This window comes from Thioclava sp. F28-4 (assembly GCF_002020045.1).
GTDB classification, from domain to species: Bacteria; Pseudomonadota; Alphaproteobacteria; order Rhodobacterales; family Rhodobacteraceae; genus Thioclava; species Thioclava sediminum.
In genome coordinates, this window is the sequence record NZ_MPZQ01000002.1 from 475,152 (window position 1) to 486,740 (window position 11,589).

An 11,589-nucleotide genomic window follows, 5' to 3' on the forward strand; every position below is an offset into this window, starting at 1 on the left:
CGGTCAGTCTCTTTCCGACTGCGCCGCAGCAATCACCGCCTGCCCCAGCGCCAGCGAGCCGTCATTCGCCGGCAGCGTGCGATGGCGCAGCACCGGCAGATCGAGCAGCGCCGCGCAGGTCAGCCGATGCAACAGCGCGTTCTGATAAACGCCGCCCGTGAGCGCCACGGCTTTCGCCTCTCCACTTTCGATCAGCGACCGCGCCCGGCGGGCAAAGCCCTGCGCCAGCGCCGCATGGAACCGCAGCGCGACGGCCTCGGGCGCGACCCCGGCGGCAAGATCGGCGGCGAGCGCCTGAAAAAACGGTCCGGTCTCGAGCACGTCGCCCGCATCCGAGAACGCATAGGCCCCGGCCTCCGCCGACTCCCCGTGGGCCAACGCGTGCGCCGCCAGCGCCTCGAGCCGCATCGCGGCCTCGCCCTCATAGCTCTGCCGCATCGGGCAAATCCCGAGGCAGGCCGCCACCGCATCGAAGAGCCGCCCCGCCGACGACGACAGCGGCGCGTTGATCCCCTTCGCCGCCGCCTGACGCGCCAGATCGCGCGGGGCCTCGGGGAACAGGCTGTCGGCCAGCCCAGCCAGCCCAGCCGCATCGAGCCGCACCAGCGCGTTGCGCCACGGCTCTGCCTGCGCCCGGTCACCGCCGATCAGTGGCGCGGGCTCAAGCCAGCCGCGCCGCGCGAAGCCAAGGTAATCGCCCAGCAGCAACTCGCCGCCCCAGACCGTGCCATCGAGGCCCAAGCCAAGCCCATCAAGCACGATCCCCGCGACCTTTCCGCCCTCCAGCGGCCAGCCATTCTCGGCCATGCAGGCGGCGAGATGCGCATGGTGATGCTGCACCTCAACCAGCCGCAACCCGTCGCGCGCGGCCCGTTCGGCCCCGTGGCGCGAAGCCCGAAAATCGGGGTGCAGATCCACAGCCACCACCTCGGGACGATGATCGAACAGAGCCGCATAATCCGCATCGGCCTGCTCGAACGCCTCCCATGTCAGCGCCTCGTCCAGCTCGCCCAGATGATGGCCCAGCAGCGCCTGCCCGTTCTTGATCAGGCAGATCGCGGCCTTCATCTGCCCGCCATAACCCGCCACCTGGGGCGCGCCCTCGAACCCTTCGGGCAGCGGCAAGGTGCCCGGCACCTGCCCCCGCGCGCGGCGCAGCACCATCGGCGGATCGGCCCGCACGACGCTGTCATCGAGCCGCCGCGCGATCTCGCGATCATGCATCAGGAAGGCATCGACGAAGCCAGCCAGCTTCTCGCGCGCTTCACCGTTTCCGATCACCTGTGGCTCGCCCGAGAGATTGCCCGAGGTCATCACCAAGGGTCGCCCCTCTTCCCCCCGCGCCCATTCGCGAAGCAACAGATGATGCAGCGGCGTATAGGGCAGCATCCAGCCGAGGCTGTCCTGCCCGGGCGCCACCGCCTCCGGCAAAGCCTCCCCCGCCTTTTGCAGCAACACGATCGGCGCCGCAGGATCGCGCAGCAGTTCCGCCTCCGCTTCCGAAACTTGGGCATAGCGGCGGATGGTCTCGATTTCGCCCATCAGCGCGAAGGGTTTGGCGGGCCTGCGCTTGCGCTCCCGCAACAGCGCCACGGCCTCGGCATTGCTTGCATCACAGGCCAGATGAAACCCGCCCAAGCCTTTCACTGCGACGATCCCGCCATCCTGCAAAACCGCTCCGACCTCTTCGGCAGGGCGCTCTTCCCCGCCCATCTCCAGCCACACCCGCGGCCCGCACTCGGGACAGGCGATCGGCTGCGCGTGGAAACGTCGATCCGCCGGGTTCTGATATTCCGCGCGACAGGCCGGACACATCTCGAAGGGCGCCATCGTGGTCTGCGCTCGGTCATAGGGCAGCGCGCGCAGGATCGTGAAACGCGGCCCGCAATGGGTGCAGTTGGTGAAGGCGTAGTGCCGCCTGCGCCCGTCACCCCGGATTTCCGCAAGACAGTCCGGGCAGGTCGCCGCATCCGGCGTCACCCGCGTCTCGGCCCCCGCCCCTTGCGAGGCCACGATCGCGAACCCCTCAGGCGCGGTGTCGAACACAAGCTCCGACACCTCCACCGCATCGACCCGCGCAAGCGGCGGTGCCTCATCCGAGATCGCCTCGGCCAAACCGTCCAGCGCCCCCGCCACCCGGATCAGCACCCCCTCGGGATCGTTGAGCACATGGCCCGCAAGCCCGCGCTCCTGCGCAAGCCGCCAGATGAAGGGGCGGAAACCCACCCCCTGCACCTGCCCGCGCACCCTGATCTCGAAACCCTGCATCTTCCTCTTGGCTCAAATATCCCGGGGGTTTGGGGGCAGAGCCCCCATTCTCGTCAACGTTTCTCGCCCTCCGGCGACGGCAGGGGCCGCGCTCCCAACTTACTCAATGCACCGTGCAGACCATGCAGGGATCGAAACTGCGCACGATATGCTGCACCGAGACCGGCGTGGTCTCGCCCTCGCCGACCGGCGCGCCGACCAGCGCGGCCTCCAGCGGGCCCGGCACACCCTCCGCGTCGCGCGGGCTGAAATTCCACGTCGTGGGCGCGATGATCTGATAGGAAGCGATGCGCCCGTCCTCGATGCGCAGCCAGTGGCCCAACGCGCCGCGCGCCGCCTCGACCAGCCCCGCACCCTGCCCTGCCTCGGGCAGGTCGCCCTGCACCATGAACGCAGCACGCGGATCGATGCCTTTCGCCACCCCCTCCATGAAGGCTTGCGTCCGCGCCAGTTCCAACAGCCGCCCTGCGACCCGTGCCAGAACGCCGCCGCCCGCCAGCGCACGCGCCAGCGGATGCCCGTCCACGACCTGCCGCGCGAGCGCGCCGGTCTCCACCGTCTGGCCCGCCAGCCGCGGCGCCTTGCACCAGCTATAGGCCGCCTCGCGCATCGCCTCATCGGGCCGTGTCTCGCCCTGCCAGGGATGAGCCTGCGCCCCCAGCATCCACGCATGGCTCAGGTCTTCCGTGATCGCGCCGAAATCGACCGCGTCCAAGGCTCCGTCCCACAGCCCGCGCCCAAAGCCATAGCCCTCGGCCAGCGGATAGGCTCCGAAGCTCATATACCGGCCCGAGCCGCGCCCCAACTGGTCCAGATCCAGATCGGCCGCGATGCGCAGGAACAGCCCCGCATCGCCGGTCTCCCACGTCATCAGCTGATCAATGGTTTCGATCGCACAGAAGGCTTCCAGCGACCCGCCGAAAACCACCTCCTCCAGATAGCGGCGGAAAGCGCGCAACGTCGTCTCGATGCGCACCTTGTCGCGCGGTCCCGGCGCGCGCGTGACGCCGCCGGGCTGGATTGCGAGCGTATGGGGCCATTTGCCCGCCATCAGCCCGAGGATATGCATCAGCTCGGCACGCGCCGCGACCGCAGCGCGCTGCGCGCCGCCCTCGGCGGGGGTGAAGCGCGCCACGGCTGGGTCGAACCACGGCCTGTCCGCATACACGGGGCGGATGAAATCGGGCATGAAGAACAGGTTGAAATGGAACAGATGGTCCGAGACATTCTCGACCGCATGGATCAGCGCCGCCATACCCGCGCCCTGCGGCGTGGGCTCCAGCCCCATGGCCGCGCCCAGCGCACGTGCCGCCGCCGCCGACTGGCTGATCGAGCAGATGCCGCAGATCCGCGGCGTGATCGTCAGCGCATCGCGCGGGTCCTTGCCTTCCAGCATCCGCTCGAACCCGCGATAGAGCGGCGAGTTCACGCGCGCCTCGGCCACCGCCCCACCGGCGAGATCGAGATGCACTTCCAGATCGCCCTCGACCCGGTTGAACGGGCCCACGACGAGGCGCGGCGTCTCACTCATCTGCGTCCTTTCGGCTTGCGGATCGTCGGCGTCACCTCGACCCTGTCGGCAACCGCATTCTTCGCAATCCGCTCGGGCGTGGCCGCCTTCGACAGCGAGGCGAGCGCCATGAACCACGCTTTGGGCATATCGGTCGGAAGCCCCACCGGGATGCCCGCGATCTTCGGCGTCTCGGTGAAGGAATGGCGTGGTTCCTCGAATTCGGGCGCAGTGCAGTTGATGCAGGGGTATCCGCCCGAGGTGCACGACCCGTCGCCGTTCCACGGCCGGATATTGCAATCGCCCACGGCCTGCGTGCCGATGCAGCCCAAGTTCTCCATCATGCAGCCGATATCGGATAGCTCCACCGCCGAGGCCTTGTATTCGTAGAACTCGTTTTTCGAGCAACCGTGATGGACGAGATGCTTGGCATAGAACAAAGGCCGCCCGAAAGCGTCGAGATCTTCCGCCCCCAGCGCGCCTTCATTCAGCAGCAAAAGCGTCTCGGTCACCCAGTCGGGATGGGTCGGGCAGCCCGCCACGTTGATCACCGGTAGCCCCGAGATCGAGCGGAACTCCACCGGCAGCGCCCCGCCCGGCAGCGCTCCGTCATATTGCACGCCGACCGCATCGGAGGGGTTGCCGCCCGCCGAGGTCACGCCGCCATAGGTCGCGCAGGTGCCCACCGCGACCACATGGCGGGCTTTCGGCGCGAGGCTCACCACCCAGTCGAGCATCGAGCGCCCGGTGCCGGACACCATCTGGAACCTGCCCGTCCCGCGCGGCCCGCGGGCGATGGAGCCCTCGACGGCCAGCACGTCCAGCGCGATCTCGCCGCTCTCGACCGCCTCGAAAATCGCACGCACCTCCGCGCCGGTCTCGAGGCTGACGGTCGGGTGCCAGAGGAACTCGATCCCCGCGCCGCCCAGCGTGTCGAAGACATTCGGGGATTCCGCACAAAGGAGCGACATGGTGCAGCCGCCGCAGCCTGCAGCTTGAAGCCAGAGAACCTTCATTCCGCACCCTCGCCCAGTTCCAGATCGAAGGAGAAACAGGCCCCGCCCAGCGCCGACCCTTTCGGGCAGAGCCGCAGACGCCCGCCATGTTCCTCGATGATCTTATGGCTGATCGCGAGGCCCAGCCCCGTGCCCGCACCCACCGCCTTGGTGGTGAAGAACGGATCGAAGATCGCCTGCGTCAGCTCCTCGGTCACGCCGGGGCCATTGTCGCCAACCGACAGCGTCCCGCGCCCCTCCATCACGCGCGCGTCGACCTCGATCCGGCCGGTGCCCTCTTCCAGCCCCGAGAGCGCGTCGATCGCATTTTGCACGAGGTTCATCACGACCTGCTGGATATGCCCCTGCCGACCGCGAACCTGCAGCGTCTCCGCGCCGGTGAAGGCGATCTCGACCCCGGCCTTGGAGCCGCGCTGAACCCAGTTCGCCGCCACCCGCGCGGTCTCGACCAGATCGAAGACGACCATCTCGCCCGAGCCTTCGGCACTCAGCCGCCGCAGATCCTCGACGATGTCGCGCACCCGTTCGGCCCCGTCGCGCGCACCCTCGATGGCCGAACGCAGGTTGCGGATTTCACGGTCGAGCTTCAGCTCCTCGCGCAGGGCGATCAGCGCCTCGCGATCCGCCCCCGCCTGCACTTTCTCGAAATAGGCTTCGAACTTGCCCGCGTAGCGTTCCAGCGCATGGGTATTCGCGTAGACGAAGGAAATCGGGTTGTTCAGCTCATGCGCGACGCCAGCAAGCAGACGGCCCAGCGAGGCCAGCTTCTCGTTGCGCACCAGCTGCGCCTGCGTCGATTTGAGCTCTTCGTGGCTCTGCTCCAGCTCGGAATAGGCTTGGCGCAATTCGCCCAAGGGTCGCCCGGTCAGCACATAGCCCGCGATGCGGGAGCGTTCGTCCATGCGCGGGCTGATCGACAACTCCAGCGGCGCGGGGCCTTCCGGCCCGCTCAGCGCCGCTTCGATCGTCACCGGTTTGCGGGTATTCGCAGCTTCCGCCAACCCGCGATCCAAGGCATCGACCGAGCGCGCGTCGAACATGCCTGCGAGCTTGCGACCGTGCCACGCGCCGGGCGGCTCGCCCGTCAGGCTCGCGACCGAGGCCGAAGTTTCCAGCACCTCGCCCGAGCGCGAAATCACGATCAGCGCATCCGAGACCGAGGCGAGGATCGACCCGAGGAAAGACCGCAGGTCCTCCAACTCGTGGTTCTGCTGCTCCAGCCGCTCCTGATAGTCCACCAGATCGGCATAGGTCCGGTCGACCGCCGAGAGCACATCGAACCAGACGTCTTCGCCCTCCCCCTCATCCGCGCCCGGCGCGTGGCGCAACAGCCCGGCCAAGGTCGGGTCCAAGGGGTGCTGGCTATCGGGTGCGGACTCGCGCGACATGACACTCTCAAAGCCGGGCGCAACGGGCGCCCATCCCTTATCGCTAGCCCATTCGCAGCGCTCAGTCCATGATCTCGGCTCCCGCACCGAGGGGCGGATTTCGTGTCAAAAGACGCACCATACCCCAAGATGACCTTCCGTCAGTCCGCGCCTCGCCCTCTTGGCAAGGCCGCGCGCTTTGCCAAAACTACAGCGCGAGCGCAAACAGGCGGGTGACTTGGCGCGTCCGGCGCGGCGGGAACCCGAGGGAGGACGAGATGCGGGGATGGAAAGCGGTGCTTGGCGGGATCGGCGGGCTTGTCGTGGTGGCGGTTCTCTACGCGGTGATCGTGCCGCCGGAACTGCTGCGCGTGGGCGCTGGCTATAGCGCGAAGATCACCTGCTCGGCGGAAGCGCTGCAAGGTCGCGACCCCGACGAAGTTCTCGAAACCGATGTGCAGGCGCCGGGCAACCCGTTGCTGCGCGCCTTCTGGGTCAGCACGGATCGCCGGGCAGGCCGGGTCCGAGCCGCCTTCGCGGGGATCATCGCGCCCACGACCGCCGAGGAGCGCGTGGGCCTTGGCTGCGCGACCTACCCCGATGGCAATCTGGCCGACGCCGGCGATCAAAGCGCCCCGCCCGCGCCAGGGCCCAGCAAAAGCGCAGCCCTCTGGCCCACGGGGTCGAAAACCGACCTCACCGGGCAAGGTCGCTTCGATGCGGTTTTGCGCGACGATGCGCTGACCGGGCCGGGGATGCGCGCGGTGGTGGTGATCAAGGATGGCAAGCTGGTGGCCGAACGCTACGGCGATGGCTTCGATGCGACGACACCGCTTCTGGGCTGGTCGATGACGAAGACCGTCACTGCGGCCCTTGTCGGCACCGCGATCGAGGCGGGCAAGCTGCGGATGGACCAAAGCGACCTGCTGCCCGAATGGCAGGGCGACGACCGTGCGAAGATCACCGTCGCGCAGCTGATGTCGATGTCGAGCGGGCTGCGCTTCAACGAGGATTACGGCGACGTCTCGGATGTGACGCGGATGCTCTACCTCGAGCCGGACATGGCGAAATTCGCAGCCTCCCAGCCGCTCGAACATCCGCCGGGCACGCATTTCAGCTATTCCAGCGGCACCGCCGTTCTGCTCTCGCGCATCTGGCAAAATGCGGTGGGCGACACCTCCACCGCGCTCGCCTGGCCGCGCCGCAAGCTGTTCGATCCGCTCGGGATGAGCTCGGCCACGCTCGAGACCGATGCCTCCGGGACTTTCGTGGGCAGCTCCTACCTTTACGCCACCGCGCGGGACTGGGCGCGCTTCGGACAGTTCCTGCTACAAGATGGCAAATGGAAGGGGCGGCAATTGCTGCCCGTCGAATTCGTGCAGCGGATGCATGCGCCCGCCCCGACCGACGGGGTCTATGGGCAGGGCATGACATGGCTGGCTGGCCCGAGCGATCAGCAAAAAGCGGGCGATGATGCGCGGTTCGGGCTGCCCGCCGACACCTATTGGCTCGAGGGGCATGACGGACAGACCGTCACCGTGACCCCCTCGGCCGATATGGTCGTGGTGCGGATGGGACTGACGCCGTCGGACCTGAACTATCGCCCGCAGAAGCTGGTGGCGGCACTGCTGGATGCGGCGAAGGCGACGGCTCACGCCTCGTCGAACATCCCTTCGAACAGCGCCGAAGACAGGTAACGCTCGCCGGAATCCGGCAGCACGACGACGATGGTCTTGCCCGCGCTCTCCGGTTCGCGCGCGAGGCGCAGGGCCGCAGCCGCAGCCGCGCCGCAGGAGATCCCAGCAAGGATACCCTCTTCGCGCGCCAGCCGCCGGGCGGTCTCGATCGCCTCGTCATTGCTGACCTGCTCGATCCGGTCCACGAGATCCATGTCGAGCACTTTCGGCACGAAGCCCGCCCCGATGCCCTGGATCTTGTGCGGGCCGGGCTGCAGCGCCTCGCCCGCGCGGGCCTGCGTGAGAACCGGACTCGCCTCGGGCTCCACCGCGACCGAGATCAACGGCAGGCCCTTTTCCTTTTTCAGATAGCGCGAAACGCCGGTGATCGTGCCGCCCGTGCCGACGCCCGCGACGAAGATATCGACCACGCCATCGGTATCCTCGAAAATCTCCGGCCCCGTGGTCTTCTCGTGAATCTCGGGGTTCGCGGGGTTGTTGAACTGCTGCAGCAACACGTAACGGTTGGGATCGGAGGCCGCGATCTCCTCGGCCTTGGCGATCGCCCCCTTCATGCCCTGCGCCCCTTCGGTCAGCACGAGCTTCGCGCCATAGGCCAGCAGCAGCTTGCGCCGCTCGATGCTCATCGTGTCGGGCATGGTCAGCGTGATCGGGATGCCGCGCGAGGCGGCGACGAAGGCCAGCGCGATCCCGGTATTGCCCGAGGTCGGCTCGACGATCTCCTTGCCGGGACCGAGCACGCCGCGTTCCTCGGCATCCCAGATCATGTTCGCACCGACGCGGCATTTCACCGACCACGCCGGGTTGCGCCCCTCGATCTTGGCCAGAACGGTCGCGCCCGCGCCCTCGGTCATGCGGTTGAGCCGCACCAGCGGCGTGTTTCCGATGCTGAGCGAATTGTCTTCGTAAATACGTGCCATGCGCGCGCTCCCTTCCTGTCGTTTGCCGCGCCATCAAAGAGCAACACGCGCGGAAGGGAAAGACGAAAGCCTCGCATCGCTGCGAGGCTTCCACTTCTTTACCGGGCAACTGGCAGCGCCCGGAGCTTTCCGAACGCCGTTGCGAGAAGGCCAAATCCGGCGGACAGTACGAGCCGTGTCCGTCATAATCGTCATCCTTGTGTCCGCGACCGCGGCCGCCATGCGTCAGATCTTCGAGAGACCCCAAATGTTTCAATTTGGGCCGCTCATACCGGATGGCGTCATTTTTGCTTCGAGAATTTTCAATCACCACATATACCCCCACGTTTGATTGAATATAGAAAGGGTTACACAGCTCTGATGAACCGCTAGCGGTTTTTGCAGCGATTCAATCCGCGGTTGCGCGCGCATTAAAAAGTTACCCAAAAATGCTTAAAAAACGCGCATTTACGGGCTGGATTCCTGAATTTAACGGAATTGCGATCGGCGGCGGCTGGCCGAAAACCCCTGCGCAAGACACGAGGGAATCGCCTGACCGTCAGCTATTCGCGGCGGAACGTTCTGTTTTCACACACTTAATGCGTGTTAATTTCAGTTACTTACTCTCGGCAAAGTGGCATCTACGGAGGAATGAGCGCGGCCGACAAAGCGTACGGCATTCCGCTTCAAGACCGCCTTCGGCTGGAAATCTCCCGGCACGCCATTCGCCGCAATCCCCGCCTTCTGGAGCGCCTCGATCCGTGCCGAACGCGGTATCCGCAGAACCTCGCCAGCCAGAAATGCGTCCTTCGCTTCAGGCGAGGTGCGGCCCCAGATCGCCCGTTGAAGCCGCGTGATTGACGCCTTGAGATCGAGCTCGCGCCGCAGCCACCCCTTGTCGAGGCCCAGATTGCGAGTGGTCGATGTCTCGTTCTCTGCCCACGCGGCCAACCGCTCCCGGCTGACATAGACAGGTTCGGAGATCAGGGCCGTGCGCAGATATTCCTCCAGCGTCGGGATCGTATCGACCTTCACCGCCAGACTGCCCTTCATGTTTCGCGACCAGAACAGCGCACCGTTCGACACGCCGATCGACCCAAAGATCGCCAGATGGACCTCTTCGGGCATATAGGTTCGCTCGTCATAGACATCATCGAAGATGCCCTTGTCGCCGAGATAGGCGTTTGGCGTCCGGCTTTCGTGCTCGATGACCTGGCTCAGCATGCAGAGGTTCACTCCCTGCTGGGTGCAAATCTCGTGGCCTCGCGCAAGGTAGTCAGGGAAGACCTGATTATCGTCTTCCAGCATGCAGAAATAATCGGCCTTGTAGGGGTTCTCCTTGAGAAAGCAGTCATCGAGATTGCGCGTCATGAATTTCTGCGGGCGGTTCTGCACATAGTGAACCCGCGGATCACCAATCTCTTCGACCATCGCGCGGCCGCTCGCATCGGGGCAGTCGTCGCGCACTTCACAAACCCAGTCCTCGAAGGTCTGCGCCTGAAGCGTGCCTATGGCGCGCCGCAACAGGTCGGGGCGCCGATAGGTCGGCATTCGCACGAGCGCTAACGGCATTGGAACACCTTCCTCGTCGAAAAGAGGTCTGACCGACCGCGGCACGCCTGACGTTTACAGTTCGGCATCACGCGATCCTCTCAAACAGGTCCAGAAAGCGTCGCGCGCCACGCTCGAGAGAAAGCTCGTCGAGGATGTATTCGCGCGGCTGATACTCCGGCAGCCGCGCCCAGAAGTCCTCGAACCGGCCTTCCATGTTCGCACGCGTCCAACGCAGCCCGCATCGATCGTCAAAATAAGGAACGGCCGAGACTTCCAAGCCTTCGGGGACGAACTTGGCACCGAGCGGGTCTACGAGTTCGCCTTCATCCCACGCAAAAACCGGAACGCCGGACGACATCGCCTCCTGATAAGCAAGGCCTTGGGTTTCGTGCTCGGTCACGAAGATCAACGCCCGCCCCTTGGCCAAGGCGCTGCGATACTCGGCCAACTCGTGCTCGCCATATTTCAGCTCGACCGAACTCAGGCCGCGACGTTCGAGCATTGCCCGCAGCGGCTGCATCGTATCCGCCTCGCGCGCGGCGTGGTTCCAGCGGATCTTGTTGTAGATAACGCAGTCGATCTGCTTTCGGTTCTCAGCGAGAAGCGGCCAGCGGTCCGTATCGATCCCGACGAACATCGGGGCCATTTTTGCTGCGACCTGCGGTGTATACAGCCGGATCGGCCATTCCGACGGCTGCGTCACGATCTGATAGTTCCGCTCGGCCAGCATCGCCTCGGCGCGGTCCGGATAGGGAACCCAGCCGGGCCCGAACAGGGTCGGATTGGGCAGATCGACATCGCTCCAGACCGACTGATGACCGGCAATGGCGATCGGCCTGTCCGGTGACCGACGGGCGAGCGCGAAATCATTGATCCGAACGTCATACCCGTTTCGCCGAAGACTTTCCGTCAGGTTCAGGAACGCCGTGAAGAACCCGGTATAGGGCTGCTTGCGCTTCAATTTGCGGTAGCTGCGCCGCGCAACCCCGCGCAGCTGCGAAAGCTGCCGCCCCAGAGGCATCTCCCAGGCGCGCATCTCGTAACCGTCATAGAAGACGGGAATAACCTTGTTCGTGAAAGCTGCCCCAGCCAACGTCCACCTTCCCCTTCGCGCTGCGATCGCGCCGCAAACCGAAGTGGCTTTTCGGGGATCACATGCCCCGCACGCGACGCCCTATGCACTTCAGATGTCCTCCAAGGGTTTCCATGACGCGCCGCTCCGAGCCAGCCCGCAGGCAATTCCCGCCACTCGTGCAGCCATGGACGCACAATCACTCA

General features: G+C 65.9%; 8 protein-coding genes. 1 reads left to right on the forward strand and 7 read right to left on the reverse strand.

Features of this window, described 5'->3' with window-relative positions; translation table 11 throughout:
* Positions 1–3 precede the first annotated feature (3 nt).
* The 4 genes from hypF to BMI87_RS07075 form a co-directional block, all read right to left on the reverse strand.
* Positions 4–2,268, reverse strand: a complete 2,265-nt coding sequence (gene hypF / locus BMI87_RS07060) for a carbamoyltransferase HypF (protein WP_078520444.1) — start codon at positions 2,266–2,268, stop codon at positions 4–6.
* Between the two features lie 103 nt (positions 2,269–2,371).
* Positions 2,372–3,799 (reverse strand): nickel-dependent hydrogenase large subunit, encoded by a 1,428-nt coding sequence (locus BMI87_RS07065; RefSeq protein ID WP_078520445.1) that lies wholly within the window; start codon positions 3,797–3,799, stop codon positions 2,372–2,374.
* Positions 3,796–4,794 carry a HupU protein gene (locus BMI87_RS07070; RefSeq protein ID WP_078520446.1) on the reverse strand — a complete coding sequence of 333 codons (999 nt, stop codon included), beginning with the start codon at positions 4,792–4,794 and terminating at the stop codon, positions 3,796–3,798. The genes BMI87_RS07065 and BMI87_RS07070 overlap by 4 nt, the downstream gene beginning before the upstream one ends.
* Complete coding sequence (locus BMI87_RS07075) at positions 4,791–6,182, reverse strand: sensor histidine kinase (RefSeq protein WP_078520447.1); 1,392 nt, start codon at positions 6,180–6,182, stop codon at positions 4,791–4,793. Before BMI87_RS07075 ends, BMI87_RS07070 begins: the two co-directional genes overlap by 4 nt.
* A 257-nt stretch (positions 6,183–6,439) precedes the next feature.
* On the opposite strand from BMI87_RS07075, the gene BMI87_RS07080 reads away from it, so the two are divergent.
* Positions 6,440–7,858 (forward strand): serine hydrolase, encoded by a 1,419-nt coding sequence (locus BMI87_RS07080; protein WP_078520448.1) that lies wholly within the window; start codon positions 6,440–6,442, stop codon positions 7,856–7,858.
* On the opposite strand, the gene cysK is transcribed toward BMI87_RS07080, so the two are convergent.
* The 3 genes from cysK to BMI87_RS07095 form a co-directional block, all read right to left on the reverse strand.
* Positions 7,813–8,778: a cysteine synthase A gene (gene cysK / locus BMI87_RS07085; protein WP_078520449.1), complete on the reverse strand. Its 966-nt coding sequence runs from the start codon at positions 8,776–8,778 to the stop codon at positions 7,813–7,815. The two genes, BMI87_RS07080 and cysK, sit on opposite strands and share 46 nt — an antisense overlap.
* Before the next feature lie 591 nt (positions 8,779–9,369).
* Positions 9,370–10,329 carry a glycosyltransferase family 2 protein gene (locus BMI87_RS07090; RefSeq protein WP_078520450.1) on the reverse strand — a complete coding sequence of 320 codons (960 nt, stop codon included), beginning with the start codon at positions 10,327–10,329 and terminating at the stop codon, positions 9,370–9,372.
* A gap of 67 nt (positions 10,330–10,396) precedes the next feature.
* Entirely contained in the window at positions 10,397–11,404 is a 1,008-nt protein-coding gene (locus BMI87_RS07095; protein WP_078520451.1) for a glycosyltransferase, read from the reverse strand.
* Positions 11,405–11,589 lie beyond the last annotated feature (185 nt).

Coding starts and splice junctions, on each gene's coding strand:
- hypF (WP_078520444.1), bottom strand. CDS start 2,268: ATGCAGGGTTTCGAGATCAGGGTGCGCGGGCAGGTGCAGGGGGTGGGT.
- cysK (WP_078520449.1), bottom strand. CDS start 8,778: ATGGCACGTATTTACGAAGACAATTCGCTCAGCATCGGAAACACGCCG.
- BMI87_RS07080 (WP_078520448.1), top strand. CDS start 6,440: ATGCGGGGATGGAAAGCGGTGCTTGGCGGGATCGGCGGGCTTGTCGTG.
- BMI87_RS07075 (WP_078520447.1), bottom strand. CDS start 6,182: ATGTCGCGCGAGTCCGCACCCGATAGCCAGCACCCCTTGGACCCGACC.
- BMI87_RS07090 (WP_078520450.1), bottom strand. CDS start 10,329: ATGCCGTTAGCGCTCGTGCGAATGCCGACCTATCGGCGCCCCGACCTG.
- BMI87_RS07070 (WP_078520446.1), bottom strand. CDS start 4,794: ATGAAGGTTCTCTGGCTTCAAGCTGCAGGCTGCGGCGGCTGCACCATG.
- BMI87_RS07065 (WP_078520445.1), bottom strand. CDS start 3,799: ATGAGTGAGACGCCGCGCCTCGTCGTGGGCCCGTTCAACCGGGTCGAG.